The organism is Klebsiella sp. (assembly GCF_027492335.1).
GTDB lineage: Bacteria > Pseudomonadota > Gammaproteobacteria > Enterobacterales > Enterobacteriaceae > Klebsiella > Klebsiella huaxiensis.
On the sequence record NZ_JAPUEW010000052.1, the window covers coordinates 30,466 to 51,970 of the forward strand.

Here is a 21,505-nt window from a genome sequence, read left to right on the forward strand (position 1 = left end):
AACGGTTTACTAGCTGGAACAGCTCACTTCAAGACGCCTCCCCCAGTCTGGCGGACGGTTAATATAATCATCCGTTCGATCAGCAAAGGGCTGAGATAAAGCGTTATGCAAACGCTCCAGCTCGCTCATATCACCCTGCTCCGCTTGTTCTATCGCGCGCTGCGCCAGCCAGTTACGCAGTACAATTGCCGGATTTACGCTCCTCATATGGGCCTGCCGCCGCGCATCGTCAATCTGCTCATCGCGCAGGCGTGCGCGATAATCAGCAAACCAGCGATCGAACGTCTCGCGGTCGATAAACTCATCGCGCAGCGGCGAAGCTGCGCTCGTCTGTTCGCTCGCGCAAAGAATACGGAAAGTTCTCGTGTAGTCACTGCCTTCGCGCTCCATCAGCGCAAACAGCCCATCAAGCAGCTCGTTATCGCCTTTTTGCTGGGTAAACAGCCCCAGCTTGTCACGCATACGGCGACCGTACGCCGTCAGCAGTGCATGCTGGTAACCATCCAGCGCGGTATTTAATGCCTCAGCGCTGATAAAAGGTGATAGCGTTTGCGCCAGTCGTTGCAGGTTCCATAGCCCTACCGCTGGCTGATTATCAAAGCTATAGCGCCCCTGATGATCGGAATGGTTGCAGATAAAGCCCGGCAGGAAGTCATCAAGGAAACCGTACGGACCGTAGTCCATCGTTAACCCCAGAATTGACATATTATCGGTGTTCATCACCCCGTGGGCGAAGCCGACAGTTTGCCAACTGGCGATCATTTCCGCCGTTCGCGTGACAACGTCACTAAACCATAAAACATACTTATCGGCTTCGTCTTGCAGGTGCGGCCAGTGATGGCGAATCGCAAAGTCCGCCAGCTGCTGAACCTTTTGCGGCTGGCGGCGATAGTAAAAGTTCTCAAAATGGCCAAAACGCAGATGGCTTTCCGCGATACGCATCAGCATCGCACCCTGTTCAACGGTTTCCCGATACACCGGCGTGTCGCTGGTCACTATCGCCAGCGCACGGGTGGTGGGAATGCCCAGCGCATGCATCGCTTCCGAGGCCAGACCTTCGCGTATCGTCGAGCGTAATACCGCCCGCCCGTCGCCCATTCGCGAATAGGGAGTGAGTCCGGCACCTTTCAAATGCCAGTCAAAGCGTCGACCATCGGAGAGTTGCTGTTCGCCAAGCAAAATCCCGCGCCCATCACCAAGCTGTCCGGCCCAGGAACCGAACTGGTGACCGCTGTAAACCTGCGCCAGCGGCGACATCCCCGGCAGCAGGGTTTCGCCACCCCATACGCCAGCGCCCCGATCTGGTTTGAATAACGAATCAGGGATGCCCAGCGTTCGCGCCAGTGACGCGTTGTGCCAGACAAGCCGCGCATTCTCCAGCGGAGTCGGTGTTAATGCAGTATAAAAATCCGGCAGTTCATCACGCCAGTGGGTAGTAAAAGACAGGGCCATGGTACCTCCTGTCTCCAGTGTAGTGCTTTCAACAAATTATTAACACGGAGGGATTGAATGGGTATTGCGATGAAAAAGGGAAACTGGCGCTTCCCTTCGGCTAATTGACCAACGCTAAATCCTTCGCGCCTGCCAGAATTTCTTATGCCAGTACACGTTATCCAGTGATGAACGCGTCACGCCCTGGCTGGTGGAGGCGTGGATAAACTGATTATCCGTGTCATAAATACCGACGTGCAAGCCGCTCTCTCCGGAGCCCGTCTTGAAAAAGACCAGATCGCCGGGCAGCAATTCGCTCTTATCAATCTTAGTGCCTATTTCCGCCTGTTCACGGGTTTCGCGCGGCAACTGCAACGCGAACTTATCGCGAAAAGTCATCAGCACAAAACCGGAACAATCAACACCGCGCGGCGACATTCCGCCATAACGATACGGCGCTCCCCGCCAGTTTCTTAACTGCTCATTGAGGTTGGCGACAACGGTAATAGAATCTGCAAGCCGCGGATTTGGCGGCGGTGCCCGATGGCTACTACAACCCGCCAGAAATAGCGCTACAAACAACACGAACCAGAAACGCATCTCAGACGATTCCTCTGTTCCCTATCTTATTGTCAGAATAATTTAGCTTGTTTATCAATTCGCTGGCAAGGCTACTGCGTGCTACTGTGACGCAACGAGCATAAGATGACCCGCCACCTCCACTCGTTGAAAGGCCATCGCATAGGCGGCGGTTAAATTTTCTTCGCTCAGCACCTCGGATGTACTGCCGCAGGCGATAGTCTCCCCCTGACGGATAAGCCAGGAACTCTGGGCATGGCGGAGGGTGTGATTGAGATCGTGACTGCTCATGACGATCGCAATACCTGAGGCACAAAGTTCACTTAATACCCGATCGAGCGCTGCCTGCTGCGCCACGTCGAGGCTATTCATCGGTTCATCCAACAGTAACAGCTGTCCTGCCGGATTGGCCTGACGATGGATTTGCAATATTACCGCTGCCAGACGCACACGCTGCCACTCTCCACCCGAAATATGATTCACCTGGCGTCCGAGCTTATCGCTCAGACCCAGTTTTTCTGCGATGGTCTTCAGGAGCGCGTTCTGTGTCTCGTTTTGCAGATGCAGCGACAGATAGTGCCAGACCGGCATCGCGAAGGGCGGCATCTGGTGCTGGCTGAGATAGGCACGATGACGGGCCAGGTCCTGCGCTAGCCAGTCGTTCAGCGGGCGCTCATTGAGCGTCACCTGTCCGGGGCCAGTGGTGAGACCCGCCATTCGCGCCAGCAGCGTGCTTTTCCCCGCGCCGTTTGGCCCCACCAGGTGAATAATCTCTCCGGGTCGGACATCCGCGGTAAATGGGGCCAGCCGCCCCGCCTCTTCTACATCCTGTAGCTGCATCAAAAATGGCATTATTTGGCTAAAGCTCCTTTAATCGCGGCCACCAGCTGCGGGGAGTCCGGCGTCATATCAGGTGAGAAACGGCCGATAACCTGACCGTCGCGACCAATCAGGAATTTTTCAAAGTTCCACAGGATGTCGTCAACATACAGCGGCGCCCGGCCTTTACTGGCCATTCGCTCATAGAAACCGCTGCCTTCCGGCGCGATGGCCTGCGGGGCAGCATCGACCAGCTTCTGATATAAAGGCGCACGATGTTCGCCGTTGACGTCAATCTTGCTGAACATCGGGAAAGTGACGCCGTAAGTAGTGCTGCAGAACGTTTTAATCTCTTCTTCGCTGCCCGGCTCTTGCCCCAGGAATTGGTTACATGGAAAGCCCAGCACGCTAAAACCTTCGCTTTCGAGATCTTTTTGCAAAGTTTCCAACTGCTCATATTGCGGCGTCAGGCCACATTTTGACGCAACGTTGACGATCAACAGCACTTTGCCTGCATAAGGCGCAAGCGTTGTTTTCTCACCATCAATAGTGGTGACTTCAGTATTGAGAATATCGTGTTGCATAGCCTTCCCTCAGTGAATTAAACCGGTTTCTGCGTGGTGATCCCTATCTACTGTAGCGGATTCAGACCGCGTCATTCTACTTTGAATCGCCCTGGAGTGTCTCTTGATGTAACAGCCCTGCCAACATGAATTCATCTCAACAAGGAGACAGAGCAATTCAGTGTACAGTGATAAATGGATGTAATAGTATTTCGTTAATTGTTAATTTGAGAGAGTTTTATTGATGAAAAAGATGTTTAGCACGGCGTTAATTGCCGTCTCCGTGGCGCTACTCTCGGCCTGTTCGCCAGATGAAGATAATAAAGTTAAAGTGGCGATTAACACCGGTCCGGATGAGGCTATCTGGAAAGTCGTGGAACAAGTTGCCAAAGACAAATACAACCTTGATGTTGAGGTTATCTCGTTTAATGATTACGTCCTGCCTAATGAAGCCCTCAACAATAAAGACGTCGATGCTAACGCGTTTCAGACGCTACCTTACCTTGAGGCACAATCAAAAGAGCGTGGCTATAAGTTTGCGATTGTCGGTAAAACTTTTGTCTTCCCGATTGCCGCTTACTCAAAGAAAATCAAGAACATCAACGAACTGCCTGACGGCGCAACGGTGTCTATTTCTAACGAAACCACCACTCTGGGCCGCAGCCTGCTGTTGCTCCAGGCGCAAGGCTTAATCAAGCTGAAAGACGGTGTCGGTTACCTGCCCACGACGCTGGATATTATCGACAATCCAAAACAGCTGAAAATTGTCGAGGTTGATACGCCGCAACTAACCCGTACGTTGGATGACCCGAACGTCGCGCTGTCGATTATTAATACTAACTTCTCTGCGCAGGCCGGTTTGTCTGCTGCCCGCGATGGTTTATTTATGGAAGGTCCGGACTCTCCGTACGTTAACGCTATTGTTTCGCGCGAAGATAATAAAGACAGTAAAAAGGTTCAGGAGCTGAAAGAAGCCTTCCAGACCAAAGAAGTCGCAGATAAGGCAGCAGAAGTCTACAAGGGCGATGCCATTAAAGGCTGGTAATATTCTCGACTTATTGCAGGCGCTGTGGCAATACAGCGCCTGTATTGCCCTACTGCGGGCGGCCTGATTTTAACAATAACCAGATAAACACCGGCGCCCCCAGCGTCGCGGTAACCACGCCGATGGGCAGTTCCGCCGCCGACAGCGCCAGACGCGCGACAATATCCGCCCCCAGTAAAGCACTGGCTCCGGCTAACATACAGGCCGGAAGCAAAACACGATGATCGCTTAAACCGCATAAACGCAGAATGTGCGGAATGACCAGGCCAATAAAACCAATCGCCCCAGCCAGCGCCACGCTAACTCCCACCAACCAGCCGGTAGCCACCACCAACACTTTGCGCCATAGCCACAACGGTAAGCCCAACTGTCGCGCGGACACTTCGCCCAGCGCCAGCAGATTGAGCGGCTGCGATTGCAAACACACCCAGCCCAACACCGGCAACAGCGCCAGCATTAGCCACAGCTGCTGCCAGTCAACGCCGCCAAAACCGCCCATCATCCAGTACATCAACTGACGAAGATCGAAAGAGGTAGAAAAATAGACAGCCCAGGTCATCAGTGCACTACAGATGATACCTAACGCGACACCCGCCAACAGCAACCGGCTGGTGGACAAGTGTCGCCTGGCGAAGCGCAGCAAAATAAAGGTGATGACTAGCGCGCCAAGAATCGCGCATAGCCCTAACGCCCAACCAGGAAGCAACCCTTTCCCCAGCAGCACAGCAGCAATCAGGCCAACCCCTGCCCCATTGGATACGCCCAGCAGCCCCGGCTCCGCTAGCGGGTTTTCAAATAGCGCCTGCATTATCGCCCCCGAAAGCGCCAGCGCTGCTCCCACAAGCAGGACGGCCAGAGTACGAGGCAGACGGATCTGCCAGATAAAAAGCTCACCTTTAGCGCTCAACCACTCGCCGGGGCCAATCCACTGGTCTCCAGCGCACAGGCTGATGGTCGATGTGATCAGAAGCAGCAAGGTTAATACCGCAAGCCAGCGCCGACTGCGGCGCTGCTGAATTTGAGCAAAGGTCAGCATAGATTCCTAAATCCAGGAGTGGGATGTGATTGATTTTACGGTATTCAGTAAAGAAAAGAAAAAGGCCGCATCGCGGCCTTTTTAGTTAGTTCAGATTATTTGTCTCTGGGTGACGCATTTTCAACACGGCTTTTTAGCTTCTGGCCTGGTCTGAAGGTCACCACTCGCCGGGCTGTAATAGGGATATCCTCTCCCGTTTTCGGGTTACGGCCCGGGCGTTGGTTCTTATCACGCAAATCGAAGTTGCCAAACCCGGAGAGTTTTACCTGCTCTCCGTTTTCCAGAGCACGGCGAACCTCTTCGAAAAACAACTCCACCAGCTCTTTGGCATCCCGCTTGCTAAGCCCAAGCTTATCAAACAGATATTCTGACATTTCAGCTTTTGTAAGCGCCATAGGTTCAATCCCTCAATGATGCCTGGAATCGCTCTTTCAATGCCTCTACACATTTGGCGACGGTAGCGGCAATCTCCTCTTCTTCGAGTGTACGGCTGGTATCCTGAAGGATTAGACTAATCGCAAGGCTCTTAAAGCCTTCCGACACGCCTTTACCGCGGTACACGTCAAATAAGTTTACGCCAACTACCTGATTTACGCCAACTTTCTTACACTCGGCTAAAACATCGGCAGCGGGAACGTTTTCTGCCACAACAACAGCGATGTCACGACGGTTCGCCGGGAAGCGCGAAACTTCACGCGCCTGAGGCACCACGCGGTCTGCAAGCTTGTTCCACTCCAGTTCGAAGACCAAAGTGCGACCGTTCAGATCCAGTTTACGTTCCAGCTCCGGGTGAACAACCCCAATAAAACCAATACGTTCACCTTTCAGATAAATCGCTGCGGACTGCCCCGGATGAAGCGCAGTATTAGCTTCGATACGGAATTCGATATCGGAAAGCTTACCGGTCAGGTCAAGAACGGACTCAAGGTCACCTTTTAAATCATAAAAATCAACGGTTTCTTTTGCCAGATTCCAGTGCTCTTCGTAGCGGTTACCGCAAATCACGCCAGCCAGCATCACATCCTGGCGAATACCCAGCGGAGCCTGAGTATCTGGAACAAAGCGTAAGCCGCTCTCAAAGATACGTACACGGCTCTGCTGACGGTTTTGGTTATACACCACAGTTCCCAGTAAGCCAGTCCACAATGACAGGCGCATTGCCGACATTTCGCTGGAGATTGGGCTCGGCAGAATCAGCGCTTCTTCACCAGCGTGGATCAATTGCTGTACTTTCGGATCTACAAAACTATAGGTAATAACTTCCTGGTAGCCTTTGTCATTGAGCAGGGTTTTCACGCGCTTAAGCGACAGATCCGCCTCGCGGTGGGTGCCCATGATCAGGCCAGCCTGGACCGGCTCATCAGGAATATTGTTATAGCCATAAACGCGAGCGACTTCTTCGACCAGGTCCTCTTCGATCTCCATGTCGAAACGCCAGCTCGGCGCAACGGCTTTCCACTCGTCCTGACCTTCAGTCACTTCGCAGCCCAGACGACGCAAAATATCGCTCACCTGCGCATCATCAACGTGATGACCAATCAGGCGATCGAGCTTGCTACGGCGCAGTGTGATAGTTGCAGGCTTAGGCAGAGTCGCTTCATTAGTAACATCGATGATCGGACCAGCTTCACCGCCACAGATATCCATCAGCAGGCGAGTTGCACGTTCCATTGCCTTATATTGCAGCGCTGAGTCCACACCACGCTCATAGCGGTGAGAGGCATCGGTATGCAGGCCATGGCGACGCGCGCGGCCAGTAATAGACAGCGGGCTGAAGAACGCACATTCCAACAGAACGTTTTGCGTTTCGTCATTCACACCAGAGTGTTCACCACCGAAAATGCCGCCCATTGCCAGCGCTTTCTGGTGGTCAGCAATAACCAGAGTATCGGTGTCCAGCTTAGCTTCAGAGCCATCCAGCAGAACTAAGGTCTCCCCTTCGTGCGCCATACGCACGACAATCCCGCCGTCAATGCGATCTTTGTCGAAGGCGTGCATTGGCTGACCCAGTTCAAGCAGCACATAGTTGGTCACATCAACCACGGCATCGATGGAACGAATACCGCAACGACGCAGCTTCTCTTTCATCCACAACGGAGTCGGCGCTTTAACATTAATGCCTTTCACCACGCGCCCCAGATAGCGCGGGCAAGCATCCGGCGCTTCAACCTGGATTGGCAGCACATCATCAACAGTCGCCGCAACCGGGGTAATTTCCGGAGCATTCAGAGGAGCTTTGTTGAGCACGGCCACATCGCGAGCAACACCAATAATACCCAGGCAGTCGGCACGGTTCGGCGTGACGCTGATTTCAATGGTGTTATCGTCCAGCTTCAGGTATTCACGGATGTCGGTACCCAGCGGCGCATCAGCAGGCAATTCGATAATGCCGCTATGATCGTCGGAAATACCCAGCTCGGAGAAAGAACACAGCATACCTTCAGAAGGCTCGCCGCGCAGTTTCGCCGCTTTAATTCTAAAATCACCCGGCAGTACGGCACCGATGGTTGCAACCGCAACCTTCAGACCCTGACGACAGTTCGGCGCGCCGCAGACGATATCCAGCAGACGTTCGCCGCCAACGTTGATTTTCGTTACGCGTAGTTTGTCAGCATTAGGGTGCTGAGCGCATTCAACCACTTCACCTACGACAACGCCGTTGAAGCTTCCCGCGACCGGCTCAACACCGTCAACTTCGAGGCCTGCCATGGTTATCTGGTCCGACAGCGCTTCGCTGTCGATGGCCGGGTTAACCCACTCGCGTAACCACAGTTCACTGAATTTCATTGTTCTGTCCTGCCCTTATTTAAACTGTTTGAGGAAACGCAGATCGTTTTCGAAGAATGCGCGTAAGTCGGTTACGCCGTAGCGCAGCATAGTCAGTCGCTCCATACCCATACCGAAGGCAAAGCCGGAATAGATTTCCGGATCAATGCCAACGTTGCGCAGTACGTTCGGGTGCACCATGCCGCAGCCGAGCACTTCCAGCCATTTACCGTTTTTCCCCATGACGTCAACTTCAGCAGAAGGCTCTGTGAACGGGAAGTAGGACGGACGAAAACGAATCTGCAAATCTTCTTCAAAAAAGTTACGCAGGAAATCGTGGAGGGTTCCCTTCAGGTTGGTGAAGCTGATGTTAGTGTCAACAATCAGGCCTTCCATCTGATGGAACATTGGAGTGTGAGTCTGATCGTAGTCGTTACGATATACTCGCCCCGGCGCAATGATGCGGATTGGCGGCTGCTGGTTGGCCATGGTGCGGATCTGCACGCCTGAAGTTTGAGTGCGCAGGAGGCGCGTGGCATCAAACCAGAAAGTGTCGTGGTCAGCACGCGCCGGATGGTGGCCAGGAATATTCAGCGCATCGAAGTTATGGTAGTCATCTTCGATTTCCGGACCGGTCGCGACGGTAAAGCCTAGCTCACCGAAGAAACTTTCAATACGGTCGATGGTACGGGTAACCGGGTGCAGACCACCGTTCTCGATACGACGCCCCGGCAGAGAGACATCAATGGTCTCCGCGGCCAGACGCGCGTTAAGCGCTGCGCCTTCGAGGTCAGCTTTACGCGCGTTAAGCGCCTGCTGGACCTGCTCTTTGGCTTCGTTGATAACAGCACCGGCTGCCGGGCGATCTTCAGCAGGCAGCTCACGCAGGGTCGTCATCTGAAGGGTCAGTTGCCCTTTCTTACCCAAATATTCCACGCGGACGTTGTCCAGCGCAGCAACATCTGATGCCTCGTTAATGGCTGCCTTCGCACTGGCAACCAGCTCTGCGAGATGTGACATGGTTTTCCTCATTATGTCGGTGCAGACACCGGTTATGGTTATTATTTTGCTCTCACTATTTCGAGTGACAGGTAGTGGGTAAATCCGTATCTACCGCAGATTGCTCCAGCTGGATCGCACGAGTTAATTCACCTACCTGCAGCTTGAAATAGAATGAGCCAGTTCATATACGAAAAAAGCCTCCACAGTGGGAGGCTTTCTGGCGCTGTTTTCCGTTTCTTCTTTCACGCGCTAGCCTCCTGAGTTCAGGTGCTAAAGTAAAAAAAGAAGCGGAAAATAGCAGCATTCATGCTTGCATTACCTTGTCTGGTACGAAACGGAAGACCTGTATTGAAAAGCTTACGCCAATAAAAGTCAATGTATTGATAATGTTGAAACGAAAAGAGGGAGACAAGCTCCCTCTTTCAACTGGCTTATGCCAGAGCTGCTTTCGCTTTTTCGACCAGCGCGGTGAACGCTAATTTGTCGAATACTGCGATGTCAGCCAGGATCTTACGGTCGATTTCAACAGAGGCTTTTTTCAGGCCGTTGATGAATTTGCTGTAAGAAATACCGTTCTGACGTGCTGCTGCGTTGATACGCGCAATCCACAGTTGACGGAACTGACGCTTTTTCTGACGACGGTCACGATAAGCGTACTGACCAGCTTTGATAACAGCCTGGAAGGCAACGCGGTATACGCGAGAACGCGCACCGTAGTAGCCTTTAGCTTGTTTCAAAATTTTCTTGTGACGTGCACGGGCAACTACACCACGTTTTACGCGAGCCATATGTGCTCTCCTGTATCTATTCTAATTAAAAAGTTAAAAGGGTTAACGACTTATGCGTACGGCAGGCACGCGATTACCAGGCCCAGATCGCCTTTGGAAACCATGGCTTTCGGACGCAGGTGACGTTTACGCTTGGTAGCTTTTTTGGTCAGAATGTGACGCAGGTTAGCGTGCTTGTGCTTAAAACCACCTTTACCGGTTTTTTTGAAGCGCTTAGCAGCACCGCGTACGGTCTTAATTTTTGGCATTTTAATAACTTCCACTTCGCATTGTTAATAAACGAAACATAGGCGAACAACGACTATAGAGCCCGCAGGCTCCATAGGCATTGCTACTTGAAGGCCTTACTGTTTCTTCTTAGGAGCGAGCACCATGATCATCTGGCGGCCTTCGATCTTCGTTGGGAAGGATTCGACAACTGCCAGTTCACTCAGATCGTCACGAACGCGCGTAAGCACTTCCATACCGATCTGTTGGTGGGCCATCTCACGACCGCGGAAACGCAGCGTGATCTTGGCCTTATCGCCATCTTCCAGAAAGCGAATCAGGCTGCGGAGTTTTACCTGATAATCGCCATCGTCGGTACCAGGGCGGAATTTAATTTCCTTAACCTGGATAACTTTTTGCTTTTTCTTCTGTTCCTTAGAAGACTTACTCTTTTCATAAAGGAACTTGCCGTAGTCCATGATACGACAAACTGGCGGTTCGGCGTTAGGGCTGATTTCAACTAAATCTACTCCGGCTTCTTCAGCCTTTTCGATTGCTTCTCTCAGACTCACAATACCCAAAGCTTCGCCTTCCAGACCTGTTAAGCGAACTTCCAGGGCGCGAATCTCGCCATTGATACGATTCGGACGTGCCGTTTGAACTCGTTTTCCGCCTTTAATACCTTATTCCTCCAGTTGTTTTAGACTGCGGCTGCGAATCTCTTGTTGCAGCTTCTCGATAACTTCATTTACGTCCAGGCTGCCCAAGTCTTTGCCACGACGGGTACGCACGGCAACTTTGCCTGCTTCTACCTCTTTGTCGCCACAGACCAACATGTAAGGGACACGACGTAAAGTGTGCTCGCGGATTTTAAAGCCTATCTTCTCATTTCTCAAGTCTGCTTTTACGCGAATGCCCGCATTTTGTAGTTTACGAGTCAATTCGTTAACGTATTCAGCCTGAGAATCAGTAATATTCATCACCACAACCTGCACAGGTGCAATCCAGGTTGGGAAGAAACCAGCGAACTCTTCGGTCAGGATGCCAATAAAGCGCTCCAGTGAACCAAGAATCGCACGGTGAATCATTACCGGAACCTGTCGTTCGTTATTTTCGCCTACATAAGAGGCGCTTAAACGCTGCGGCAGAGAGAAGTCCAGCTGTACTGTACCGCACTGCCATGCACGATCGAGGCAGTCATACAGGGTAAATTCAATTTTCGGACCGTAGAACGCGCCTTCGCCCAGTTGATATTCAAACGGGATGTTGTTCTCTTCCAGCGCGACCGCCAGATCCGCTTCAGCACGATCCCACGTCTCGTCGCTGCCGATACGTTTTTCGGGACGAGTAGACAGTTTGACGACGATTTTCTCGAAGCCAAAAGTGCTGTACATATCGTAGACCATACGAATACAGGCGTTAACTTCATCACGAACCTGCTCTTCCGTACAGAAGATATGGGCATCGTCCTGAGTAAATCCACGTACGCGCATCAGGCCATGCAACGCGCCTGATGGCTCATTACGATGGCAGCTACCGAACTCAGCCATACGTAATGGCAGATCGCGATAGGATTTCAGACCCTGATTGAAGATCTGAACGTGACCTGGACAGTTCATCGGCTTGATGCAGTATTCACGATTCTCGGAAGACGTGGTAAACATCGCATCTTTATAGTTGTCCCAGTGGCCCGTTTTTTCCCACAGCACACGGTCCATCATAAACGGACCTTTAACTTCCTGATACTGGTACTCCTTCAGCTTGGAGCGCACGAAAGTTTCCAGTTCACGGAAGATAGTCCAGCCGTCGTTGTGCCAGAACACCATACCCGGTGCTTCTTCCTGCATATGATACAGGTCGAGCTGCTTGCCGATTTTACGATGGTCGCGCTTGGCGGCTTCTTCAAGACGCTGCAGATAAGCATTCAGCGCCTTTTTATCTGCCCATGCGGTTCCGTAGATACGTTGCAACATCTTATTGTTGCTATCACCACGCCAGTAGGCACCTGCGGTCTTCATCAGTTTGAAGTGATGGCAGAACCGCATGTTCGGCACGTGCGGTCCACGGCACATGTCGACATATTCTTCGTGATGATACAAGCCAGGCTTGTCATCATGAGCAATGTTTTCATCAAGAATGGAGACTTTGTAGCTTTCACCGCGTTTCACGAAGGTTTCACGCGCTTCGTGCCAGCTAACTTTCTTCTTGATAACGTCGTAGTTTTTCTCGGCGAGCTCGTGCATGCGTTTTTCGAGCGCGTCGATATCTTCCTGGGTCAGAGTGTGGTCCAGATCGACATCATAGTAGAAACCATTGTCGACAACCGGGCCGATCGCCATCTTGGTATTTGGCCACAGCTGTTTAATTGCGTGCCCCAAAAGGTGGGCGCAGGAGTGACGAATAATTTCCAGACCATCTTCATCTTTAGCGGTGATGATGGAGAGGCTTGCATCGTTTTCAATAGGATCGCAGGCATCAACCAGCTCGCCGTTGACACGACCAGCAATTGTGGCTTTCGCCAGACCTGGACCGATATCCAGAGCAATATCCATCGGGCTCACAGCGTGATCAAAATGGCGTTGGCTGCCATCAGGAAGCGTAATTACAGGCATTTCATGTCCTTATTTGCAGTGGTGCCCCACACGAAAGAGCACATACAAAACAATATAATCATAATTATCAACAAGTTCAGGCCCAGTTCCCGCTTCACTCTGCGAAATATGAGCACGACCGTTTACCGAATCGAACCCACCTGCAGCCGCCTGTAGATAACACCGACAGTCAGTTTACACATCATTACTGCGTGATTAAAGTCACATGAGACTAAATGGTTCTGGTTGATGGAAAAACAAGAGGTGGCAGCCCAAAAAAACGCACGCTATTTGATTTGATGATATGCGAAAAAAGAAACGGTATCGGTATGATAAAAACCAAGTGTGATAATAAGAATTTAACACAACAAATGGATGTTTAACAAAAAATGCGGAAAGCAAAACCGGTACATCATTACCCGGCTTGCTGCTTTACGAAATAATGGAATATAAATGATGTGTTAGATGAAATATCAGGACCACTCACCGGCAACAAGCTTGTGCACATCAAAGGCATCATTCATTGACTGACCCGTTGATTGGGAACCTGGAGCAATATTGGAGCCCGCTTCAACGTCAGTCGCTTTAGCAATGCCAACTTGAGTATGGTCGTTGTTGGCTGGCTGTGGAGCCGTGTTAGCAGCAAATGCGCCAAAAGATAGCGTGCACAGCATCACAGCCGCGATTGCGATTTTGTTATTTTTCATGATAGTGATTCTCTTATTTGTTTCAGCTAATTGAACGGAGGCATTATCTCCGTCAGTGCTAAACAGTATAGATCCAGATCACATTCTTGTCCGACTAAATATTTATCTTTTCGTGTCAAATTAACTGCATATTTGTCAACAAAAAGACAATTATGAGGAAATTATGAAGGCAATTTCTTTTTATAAAAAATAAAACGAAAGGCCAAAAATAATAATGTCACTTATTGCAAAATTTAAAACAATCAGGCCGGAATATCCGGCCTGATATATTACATTTTATAACCGAGCGACAGAGTAGTACGTCTATCGGTGTGCGCTGGCGCTGAGGACGGCGGTTCAGAGTTCCAGGTCAGGTTATAGGCTACTTTAAGCGCAAAATGTGCATTGATAGCAACATTTAACGCGCTTTCCGTGTTGAGCGTCGTATCTTCAGAGCCGAAAACTGAAACACCCTGTGTAAATTTGGTGGTATCGGTCATCTGCCACGCATAGGTACCAGAAGCATAGCCCAGCGGCTGAGTGTCGTTGTCACCATCGGTATATTCGTCATAACGTACGCCAGGACCAAATTCAAAACGCAGGCTGTGTACCGGGCCATTGAGGATTTGCCGACCATAACCCGCGGTGAGTACATCACGCTGCTGATAACCGTTATAACGATCCGTCAACCAGCTCGCCTGGCCAAAAATATAATTCTGATCGGTCAGGTTATAACGACTACGCCCGCCTACCGCGTACTTTTCCGAAGAACGTTGATCGTTTGACGATGTATTGCTGGCATTCCCCCAAAGTGACCACGCTGTAGTATTACCATACCAGGTCAAAGTAGAGTCCGCAGTCATCGAGGAACTTTTCGTATTGCCAGACTGCGCCAGATAACCAGCGTTAACAGTACCTTCGAAAGGTTTTTTGGCTGTGGAAGGGTCATCCATGACAGTAAAAACGGAATCATCGGCCATTGCGCATGTAGATGCAAAGAGCCCCCCCGCCAGCATTGCCGCTGCGGGTACTGTCTTCAAAAGCTTCATTTAATTTAAAGTCCGTACAACATAAAAGGAGACCAGGATGGTCCCGGGAGCTTTCGCAAGGATCGCTGATTGCCGCTCCAGGAAAGGGATTAAATTATAAAAAAGCACGATTAACTTAGCAATCAATTACTATTTCATTTTTTGTATAAGAGGCTTCTCAAAACAATTTTTATTTCATAAAGATAAAAAGAGATGCTGGTGCAAATGTCACTCGTTACTTTCCCTGCCCTCCTTTAAGTGCCATGCTTAAAAACAGAGCAGCTAAATTCGTGTTATGGAGGAAATTGGATGACCAAAATCTATACGCTCACATTAGCCCCTTCGCTCGACAGCGCAACGCAGACCCCGCAAATCTACCCGGAAGGCAAACTACGCTGTAGCGCTCCCGTTTTCGAACCTGGCGGTGGAGGGATAAATGTTGCGCGAGCCATTACTTTTCTTGGCGGCAGCGCTACCGCAATATTCCCCGTCGGCGGCGCGACGGGAGAACATCTCACAGCCCTGCTGATCGATGAACATGTTCCGGTAGAGACAGTAGAAACGCATGACTGGACGCGACAAAATCTTCATGTGCATGTGAATACCAGCGGTGAACAGTATCGTTTCGTCATGCCTGGAGCCGCGTTAACCCAGGAAGAGTTTCATCGCCTGGAAGAAAAAGTTCTCTCCATTTCCCCCGATTCCCTATTGGTTATCAGCGGCAGTCTGCCACCAGGCATCAGCGTCGAGAGCCTGACAAAATTAGTCAAAAACGCTCAACAGCATGGACTGCGTTGTATTATCGATAGCTCTGGCGAAGCCCTCGCCGCCGCACTCAACGTTGGCAATATTGAACTGGTTAAACCGAACCAGAAAGAACTCAGCGCCCTCGTTCAGCGCGATCTCAGCCAACCGGATGATGTACGTAAGGCAGCCCTGGAGCTAATTCGTATCGGCAAGGCCCGGCGCGTCGTGGTTTCACTGGGACCCCAAGGGGCTTTAGGTGTCGATGCCAACGGCAGCGTACAGGTCGTACCGCCACCGATGAAGAGTCAGAGTACCGTCGGCGCTGGTGACAGTATGGTCGGTGCGATGACTCTTCGGCTGGCGGAGAATGCTTCCCTTGAAGATATGGTGCGCTTTGGCGTTGCGGCGGGGAGCGCTGCAACAATAAACCAGGGAACTCGTCTTTGCTCTCTGGAAAATACGCAAAAAATCTACGATTACCTGCGCGGTTGTTAATCCCCCTACTCCCTCTGCCTCTCCAGAGGGAGTCGCCAAATCACCGTGATGGTCTATGCTGAAAATGCCATGGATAACAATGAGGTGAAAAAATGAGTAGCGAAATTACTGCCTGGGTCGTCACGGCTCGCTTTCATGAAGAAACGTTAACAGAAATTAACGAGCTCAGTAACCATCTCATTCGAGCCGGTTTTACCCTTGTTTTAAATGATGATGAAGGAAATGCCCACGAGCTCGGAACCAATACATTTGGCCTGCTTTCCGCTCAGGATGCCGCCGATGTGAAAGCCCTGAGCGCAGGTTTAGCCGAAACTGCCCTGGGAAGACCTATCGAAATAACCGTCACCACATTTGATCAGTGGTTGAAAGCTCAATAAGTGCGATTAGCGCAGTAGAAACCGTCAGTTGTGCGTCAGTTCGAATTTTACACCGAGGTTATGCGCTAACCTTATGAAATGGTGGAAAACATAGGGGAGAGACAGCATGTGGCAAGCTATCAGCAATTTGTTAAGCGATTGGCACACTGAAGCAGCTGAAATCGAACTGCGAAACGAACTACCTGGTGGAGAAATCCATGCAGCCTGGCATTTACGCTTTGGTGGGCGAGATTACTTCGTAAAATGTGATGAACGGGAGCTTTTGCCCATCTTCACCGCTGAAGCAGATCAGCTTGAGCTGCTGTCACGAAGTAAAACCGTTAGCGTACCGCAGGTTTTTGCTGTCGGCAGCGACCGGGATTACAGTTTCCTGGTGATGGAATATCTCCCTCCCCGGCCACTGGATGCGCATAATGCTTTCCTGTTAGGTCAACAAATCGCGCATTTACATCAATGGAGCGATCAGCCGCAGTTTGGTCTCGATTTTGATAACGATCTCTCCACCACTCCGCAGCCAAACGCGTGGCAGCGCCGCTGGTCCACTTTCTTTGCCGAGCAGCGCATTGGCTGGCAGTTGGAGTTAGCCGCCGAAAAAGGTCTGCATTTTGGCGATATTGATACTCTCGTCGACACTGTACAACAGCGGCTGAGCAATCATCAGCCACAGCCATCATTACTTCACGGAGATTTATGGTCTGGCAACTGTGCGCTAGGGCCGAATGGACCTTATATTTTCGACCCGGCCTGCTATTGGGGTGACAGAGAGTGCGATCTGGCTATGCTGCCGTTACATCTTGAACAACCACCGCAAATTTACGACGGTTATCAATCCGTTTCACCGCTGCCGTCCGGCTTTCTCGAACGTCAACCCATCTACCAGCTATATACATTGCTGAACCGGGCGATTCTGTTTGGTGGACAACATTTGGTCACGGCGCAGAAAGCACTTGATGACGTATTAATGGAAAAGGCCCCTTAAGGGGCCTCACTCTTAGCTAATCTTCACGCCTTTCAGACGGAACTGAATGGTCATGGTGATGCCAGTACCCGGTTTACCTGCTTCATAGCGCCATTTACGTAAAGCGCTCTTCACTTCACGCTCAAACATATTCGCTGGCTGAGCGGAGAGGATCTGCACGTTATCCACGCGACCGTCCGGCGTAACATCAAATTTAACGCGAACATCACCCTCAATGCGCAGCGCCTGGGCACGAGCTGGATAGGTCGGTTCTCCGCGGCTTAACGCTCGTGGACCGGTCGGGGCCGTAACGGTTGGTTTAGCGGTCGCGGTCGATGTACTTGGTGCCGTGCGCGCTGGTGCCGTATTTGAGTTTTCAAACGGCGATGCAGGGCGCGTTTCCGCTGGTTTCACATCACGCTTTGGCTGCTCAACCTTTTTTTCCAGCTTCGGTTTTGGTTTTGGCTTCGGCTTGGGTTTATGGATCACAACCGGTGCCTCTTTTGGCGGTTCAGGCACCACTTCCGGTTCAGGCTCTGGCTCAACTACGGGTTCAACCACCGGCTGCGCCGCCTGAGGCGGTTCCAGATCGGCCGGGGCCACCATTGTAATTTCGATAGGCTGCGAAGGCGAAGGTCGTTCAATAACCTGATGTACCGAAGTATACAGCAACGCCGCTACAACACCTCCGTGGATAACCACGGACAGTAGCGTAGGCCACGGAAAGCGGCGAGGTAAATCAAGGGTCATTGCGCTCATAGTCGTTTCTGTTGAAAAATGATGCCCCGATTTTAAATGCAAATAGCAATCATATTCAACTAGGGTTGTTATGTTGCATCAAAATTTGCCTCCTTTTCTGACAAAAAGGCGCCAGAGCATGGCAATCTAAGGGTCGTGCGCATCTTTGCATTGCAGTCAACGACGGTTTCACTTAACGTGATTCGCCAATTTATTAATAAGGAGCCATGCCGTGCTTTACGTTATCTACGCTGAAGATATCGCCGACTCTCTGGAAAAACGATCGTCGGTACGTCCCGCCCACCTGGCGCGTTTACAACTATTACATGATGAAGGTCGTTTGCTGACCGCTGGCCCAATGCCTGCTGTAGACAGTAATGAACCTGGCGTGGCTGGCTTTACCGGTTCAACGGTTATTGCAGAATTTGAATCACTGGAAGCGGCGCAATCATGGGCCAATGATGACCCGTATATCGCTGCTGGGGTTTATCAGAAAGTGTCCGTTAAGCCTTTCAAAAAGGTATTCTGAAAACAAGACCCTGACCAAAAACAGAGGCACCGCGAGCGGTGCCTTTTGTTTCGACTCTCAAAACTCAGAGAAAGTGAACAGCAGGGAATGACGTTGCCGTTTCACCAGCTCTTTTCTGATGGAGAGGATGCGCATATTGCGACGCGATTGGCCTTCCAGCCAGCGTGTTTTACGGCGACTCACCTGTCTTAGCATGCGCCAGCGCCCTACTTCCGTTCTACTACGCTTCATTGCTACTACTCTACAAGTGAAAACAGCCAGCATTATAGACCGATGAATCTGGGTGACCAACGCTTTCGCTGCGTTTTTATTTGCCAGATTGATGTTGATGCGTAAACTCATGACATAAAGTCATTCAAAAGGATTTTTCATCTATGACAACCTTTTACACAGTGGTTAACTGGCTGGTCATACTCGGTTACTGGCTGCTGATCGCTGGTGTAACATTACGCATACTAATGAAAAGACGTGCAGTTCCGTCAGCAATGGCGTGGTTGCTGATCATCTACATCCTTCCGCTTGTGGGAATCATTGCCTATCTCTCGTTTGGCGAGCTGCATCTGGGTAAACGCCGCGCTGAACGCGCTCGCGCAATGTGGCCTTCGACGGCCAAATGGTTAAAAGATCTCAAAGCCTGCAAACATATCTTTGCCGATGAAAATAGCCCGGTCGCCGAATCGTTATTCCAACTCTGCGAGCGCCGCCAGGGCATCGCTGGCGTTAAAGGCAACCAGCTTCAGCTACTCACCGAATCAGATGACGTTATGCAGGCGCTTATCCGAGATATTCAGCTCGCTCGTCACAATATTGAGATGGTGTTCTATATCTGGCAGCCCGGCGGTATGGCCGATAAGGTCGCGGAATCGTTAATGGCAGCGGCCAGGCGCGGCGTACACTGCCGTTTAATGCTCGACTCCGCGGGTAGCGTGGCTTTTTTCCGCAGCCCGTGGGCCGCCATGATGCGCAATGCGGGAATTGAGGTTGTCGAAGCGCTGAAGGTAAACCTGATGCGCGTCTTTCTGCGTCGTATGGACCTGCGTCAACATCGCAAAATGGTCATGATCGATAACTATATTGCCTATACCGGCAGTATGAATCTGGTCGATCCACGTTTCTTTAAACAAGACTCTGGCGTTGGTCAGTGGATCGATTTGATGGCGCGAATGGAAGGCCCAGTCGCGACTGCCATGGGTATTGTTTATTCCTGTGACTGGGAGATTGAGACCGGAAAAAGGATTTTACCACCGCCGCCAGACGTCAATATCATGCCGTTCGAAGAGGCCAGTGGGCATACAATTCATACCATAGCTTCCGGTCCAGGCTTCCCGGAGGACTTGATTCATCAGGCTCTGTTGACCGCCGCCTATGCAGCCAAAGAGCATTTGATCATGACCACTCCATACTTTGTGCCCAGTGACGATCTGCTGCATGCTATCTGTACTGCCGCCCAACGCGGTGTCGATGTCAGCATTATTTTGCCACGCAAGAACGATTCGCTGCTGGTCGGCTGGGCCAGCCGCGCTTTCTTTAGTGAACTGCTGGCGGCAGGGGTGAAAATTTACCAATTTGAAGGCGGACTGCTGCATACCAAAAGCGTATTAGTTGACGGCGAACTCAGTCTGGTCGGTACCGTGAATCTCGACATGCGCAGCCTATGGCTTAACTTCGAAATTACGCTGGTGATTGACGATGCCGGATTTGGTAGCGATCTGGCGGCAGTTCAGGACGACTATATCTCTCGCTCGCGCCTGCTGGACGCCCGCTTGTGGTTAAAACGTCCGCTGTGGCAGCGGATCGCCGAGCGACTGTTTTACTTCTTCAGTCCATTGCTGTAAAACGTGCCAATCAGATGTTTAATGGGTAGCAATCATGGATATGGATTTAAACAATCGCCTGACCGAAGACGAAACGCTTGAACAAGCCTACGATATCTTCCTGGAACTGGCTGTCGACAACCTCGATCCGGCGGATGTCATTCTGTTCAACCTACAATTTGAAGAACGCGGCGGTGCCGAGCTGTTTGACCCGGCTCCTGATTGGGAAGAACACGTCGATTTTGACCTCAATCCGGATTTCTTTGCCGAAGTGGTGATTGGCCTGGCCGATACCGATGGCGGTGATATTAACGATATCTTTGCCCGCGTGCTGCTGTGTCGCGAAAAAGACCACAAGATTTGCCATATTCTGTGGCGAGAATAAGCTCTTTCTCAAGCCAATAGCTATACAGAAGAAGCCTGCCTGATTTACCGAAGCAGGCTTTTTATTTACTTAGGCAGTTCGCTTCCGCATACCTTACAGTAGTGTGCATCTTTCTCATGCGTATCATGCTGGCAATTTTGACATGTACGCTGAGCTCGTCGATTCTGAAATGCCGTGGTCATGTGGGTGGTAATTAAGCCGGTCGGAATCGCAATAATCGAGTAGCCGATTAAGATAAGTATGGAGGCAAGAATACGCCCCAACGGCGTATGTGGTGTGATATCGCCATACCCCACCGTCGTTATCGTCACAATCGCCCAGTAAACTGACGCATTTAGCGTGGTGAATCCGTATTTCGGCCCCTCAACCAGATACATTAGCGCACCAAAAATCACCATCACGATAGCAATAAAAGAATAAAAAAGGATCAGCTGGTGGCGGGCGCTGACGATGGCGGCCCAGAAAATATTCAGCGATGGCATAAAACGCAGCAGCTTAAGAATGCGTAACGCGCGAATAGCACGCATGGCCCGCCAGGCAAAGACGTAATCGAGGCTAATCTCCGGCCACAGCCACATCACATACATCGGTAAGATAGTGGCAAGGTCAATAATTCCCCAAAAACTAAAAATATACTTAAGCGGATTCGGCCAGCTGATGATCCGCAGAAGATATTCGAGGGTAAAAACCGCAGTAACAATAAGCTCAAGCCAGACAAAAATATGCCATTCATCTAATGTCAGATGATATTGAGTTCCTAGCCCGGACTCGATAAATATGACCAACACCGATAGCAACGCAAAAACGCCGCAAAGACCTTCAAAATGGCGGCCAGAGCGTCGGTTTTGATCGAAGAGTAAATGATACAGCCGCAGACGAGCGGCATGAATATGAAAAGCCACGTTAACCTCGCTAAAAAAG

General features: G+C 50.9%; 26 protein-coding genes and 1 other annotated feature. Of the genes, 8 read left to right on the top strand and 18 right to left on the bottom strand.

Annotated elements, in window-relative coordinates; all coding sequences use genetic code 11:
- Positions 1–9 precede the first annotated feature (9 nt).
- The 4 genes from selO to QVF11_RS16415 form a co-directional block, all read right to left on the bottom strand.
- Positions 10–1,452 (bottom strand): protein adenylyltransferase SelO, encoded by a 1,443-nt coding sequence (gene selO, locus QVF11_RS16400; RefSeq protein ID WP_287858273.1) that lies wholly within the window; start codon positions 1,450–1,452, stop codon positions 10–12.
- Between the two features lie 114 nt (positions 1,453–1,566).
- A complete protein-coding gene (locus tag QVF11_RS16405) occupies positions 1,567–2,031 on the bottom strand; it encodes an NlpC/P60 family protein (RefSeq protein WP_112213414.1) in 465 nt (154 codons plus the stop codon).
- Between the two features lie 81 nt (positions 2,032–2,112).
- Positions 2,113–2,862 (bottom strand): vitamin B12 ABC transporter ATP-binding protein BtuD, encoded by a 750-nt coding sequence (gene btuD, locus QVF11_RS16410; RefSeq protein ID WP_112213413.1) that lies wholly within the window; start codon positions 2,860–2,862, stop codon positions 2,113–2,115.
- The gene (locus QVF11_RS16415; RefSeq protein WP_182239399.1) at positions 2,862–3,413 is read right to left on the bottom strand and encodes a glutathione peroxidase; all 552 of its coding nucleotides are present in this window, start codon (positions 3,411–3,413) and stop codon (positions 2,862–2,864) included. Before QVF11_RS16415 ends, btuD begins: the two co-directional genes overlap by 1 nt.
- Positions 3,414–3,636: 223 nt before the next feature.
- Here QVF11_RS16415 and QVF11_RS16420 point away from each other — a divergent pair, with 223 nt between their 5' ends.
- Complete coding sequence (locus QVF11_RS16420) at positions 3,637–4,437, top strand: MetQ/NlpA family ABC transporter substrate-binding protein (protein ID WP_287858276.1); 801 nt, start codon at positions 3,637–3,639, stop codon at positions 4,435–4,437.
- A gap of 49 nt (positions 4,438–4,486) precedes the next feature.
- Here QVF11_RS16420 and btuC read toward each other — a convergent pair whose 3' ends face one another.
- The 9 genes from btuC to thrS all read right to left on the bottom strand — a co-directional run bounded on the left by btuC (position 4,487) and on the right by thrS (position 12,848).
- A complete protein-coding gene (gene btuC / locus QVF11_RS16425) occupies positions 4,487–5,473 on the bottom strand; it encodes a vitamin B12 ABC transporter permease BtuC (RefSeq protein WP_112213410.1) in 987 nt (328 codons plus the stop codon).
- 95 nt (positions 5,474–5,568) lie between these two features.
- Positions 5,569–5,868 (bottom strand): integration host factor subunit alpha, encoded by a 300-nt coding sequence (ihfA, locus tag QVF11_RS16430; RefSeq protein ID WP_004102960.1) that lies wholly within the window; start codon positions 5,866–5,868, stop codon positions 5,569–5,571.
- A gap of 4 nt (positions 5,869–5,872) precedes the next feature.
- Positions 5,873–8,260, bottom strand: a complete 2,388-nt coding sequence (pheT, locus tag QVF11_RS16435) for a phenylalanine--tRNA ligase subunit beta (RefSeq protein ID WP_287858279.1) — start codon at positions 8,258–8,260, stop codon at positions 5,873–5,875.
- A gap of 15 nt (positions 8,261–8,275) precedes the next feature.
- Complete coding sequence (pheS, locus tag QVF11_RS16440) at positions 8,276–9,259, bottom strand: phenylalanine--tRNA ligase subunit alpha (protein WP_112213408.1); 984 nt, start codon at positions 9,257–9,259, stop codon at positions 8,276–8,278.
- Positions 9,260–9,428: 169 nt separating this feature from the next.
- Positions 9,429–9,554: a sequence feature (Phe leader region), on the bottom strand.
- Positions 9,505–9,549: a pheST operon leader peptide PheM gene (gene pheM / locus QVF11_RS16445; RefSeq protein ID WP_001386830.1), complete on the bottom strand. Its 45-nt coding sequence runs from the start codon at positions 9,547–9,549 to the stop codon at positions 9,505–9,507. It overlaps the preceding feature by 45 nt.
- A 118-nt stretch (positions 9,555–9,672) precedes the next feature.
- A complete protein-coding gene (gene rplT / locus QVF11_RS16450; RefSeq protein WP_004102963.1) occupies positions 9,673–10,029 on the bottom strand; it encodes a 50S ribosomal protein L20 in 357 nt (118 codons plus the stop codon).
- 50 nt (positions 10,030–10,079) lie between these two features.
- Positions 10,080–10,277 (bottom strand): 50S ribosomal protein L35, encoded by a 198-nt coding sequence (gene rpmI / locus QVF11_RS16455; protein WP_001124225.1) that lies wholly within the window; start codon positions 10,275–10,277, stop codon positions 10,080–10,082.
- A gap of 96 nt (positions 10,278–10,373) precedes the next feature.
- A complete protein-coding gene (gene infC, locus QVF11_RS16460) occupies positions 10,374–10,916 on the bottom strand; it encodes a translation initiation factor IF-3 (RefSeq protein WP_052746887.1) in 543 nt (180 codons plus the stop codon).
- Positions 10,917–10,919: 3 nt separating this feature from the next.
- Complete coding sequence (thrS, locus tag QVF11_RS16465) at positions 10,920–12,848, bottom strand: threonine--tRNA ligase (RefSeq protein ID WP_142514047.1); 1,929 nt, start codon at positions 12,846–12,848, stop codon at positions 10,920–10,922.
- A gap of 215 nt (positions 12,849–13,063) precedes the next feature.
- On the opposite strand from thrS, the gene QVF11_RS16470 reads away from it, so the two are divergent.
- Positions 13,064–13,210, top strand: a complete 147-nt coding sequence (locus QVF11_RS16470) for a hypothetical protein (RefSeq protein ID WP_185928555.1) — start codon at positions 13,064–13,066, stop codon at positions 13,208–13,210.
- Between the two features lie 90 nt (positions 13,211–13,300).
- Here the strand turns inward: QVF11_RS16470 and QVF11_RS16475 are convergent, their stop codons facing one another.
- Entirely contained in the window at positions 13,301–13,534 is a 234-nt protein-coding gene (locus tag QVF11_RS16475) for a hypothetical protein (protein ID WP_112213406.1), read from the bottom strand.
- Positions 13,535–13,803: 269 nt separating this feature from the next.
- Positions 13,804–14,562, bottom strand: coding sequence for a DUF481 domain-containing protein (locus QVF11_RS16480; protein WP_110275668.1), 759 nt, complete (start codon positions 14,560–14,562; stop codon positions 13,804–13,806).
- 288 nt (positions 14,563–14,850) lie between these two features.
- Between QVF11_RS16480 and pfkB the strand changes: the two genes are divergently transcribed.
- The 3 genes from pfkB (at position 14,851) to QVF11_RS16495 (ending at position 17,139) form a co-directional block, all read left to right on the top strand.
- Positions 14,851–15,783, top strand: coding sequence for a 6-phosphofructokinase II (gene pfkB, locus QVF11_RS16485; protein ID WP_287858297.1), 933 nt, complete (start codon positions 14,851–14,853; stop codon positions 15,781–15,783).
- Positions 15,784–15,875: 92 nt separating this feature from the next.
- A complete protein-coding gene (gene ghoS, locus QVF11_RS16490) occupies positions 15,876–16,160 on the top strand; it encodes a type V toxin-antitoxin system endoribonuclease antitoxin GhoS (protein WP_287858298.1) in 285 nt (94 codons plus the stop codon).
- 106 nt (positions 16,161–16,266) lie between these two features.
- Positions 16,267–17,139 (top strand): fructosamine kinase family protein, encoded by an 873-nt coding sequence (locus tag QVF11_RS16495; protein ID WP_112213403.1) that lies wholly within the window; start codon positions 16,267–16,269, stop codon positions 17,137–17,139.
- Between the two features lie 12 nt (positions 17,140–17,151).
- Here the strand turns inward: QVF11_RS16495 and tonB are convergent, their stop codons facing one another.
- The gene (tonB, locus tag QVF11_RS16500) at positions 17,152–17,877 is read right to left on the bottom strand and encodes a TonB system transport protein TonB (RefSeq protein ID WP_287858299.1); all 726 of its coding nucleotides are present in this window, start codon (positions 17,875–17,877) and stop codon (positions 17,152–17,154) included.
- 211 nt (positions 17,878–18,088) lie between these two features.
- On the opposite strand from tonB, the gene QVF11_RS16505 reads away from it, so the two are divergent.
- Entirely contained in the window at positions 18,089–18,385 is a 297-nt protein-coding gene (locus QVF11_RS16505; RefSeq protein ID WP_110275659.1) for a YciI family protein, read from the top strand.
- Positions 18,386–18,442: 57 nt separating this feature from the next.
- Here the strand turns inward: QVF11_RS16505 and QVF11_RS16510 are convergent, their stop codons facing one another.
- Positions 18,443–18,616, bottom strand: a complete 174-nt coding sequence (locus QVF11_RS16510) for a YciY family protein (protein WP_130624366.1) — start codon at positions 18,614–18,616, stop codon at positions 18,443–18,445.
- 143 nt (positions 18,617–18,759) lie between these two features.
- Between QVF11_RS16510 and cls the strand changes: the two genes are divergently transcribed.
- Both cls and QVF11_RS16520 read left to right on the top strand, forming a co-directional pair.
- Positions 18,760–20,220, top strand: a complete 1,461-nt coding sequence (gene cls / locus QVF11_RS16515) for a cardiolipin synthase (RefSeq protein ID WP_112213401.1) — start codon at positions 18,760–18,762, stop codon at positions 20,218–20,220.
- A gap of 34 nt (positions 20,221–20,254) precedes the next feature.
- A complete protein-coding gene (locus QVF11_RS16520) occupies positions 20,255–20,584 on the top strand; it encodes an HI1450 family dsDNA-mimic protein (RefSeq protein ID WP_110275588.1) in 330 nt (109 codons plus the stop codon).
- A gap of 65 nt (positions 20,585–20,649) precedes the next feature.
- Here the strand turns inward: QVF11_RS16520 and QVF11_RS16525 are convergent, their stop codons facing one another.
- The gene (locus tag QVF11_RS16525) at positions 20,650–21,486 is read right to left on the bottom strand and encodes an ion transporter (protein WP_287858302.1); all 837 of its coding nucleotides are present in this window, start codon (positions 21,484–21,486) and stop codon (positions 20,650–20,652) included.
- Between the last annotated feature and the right edge of the window lie 19 nt (positions 21,487–21,505).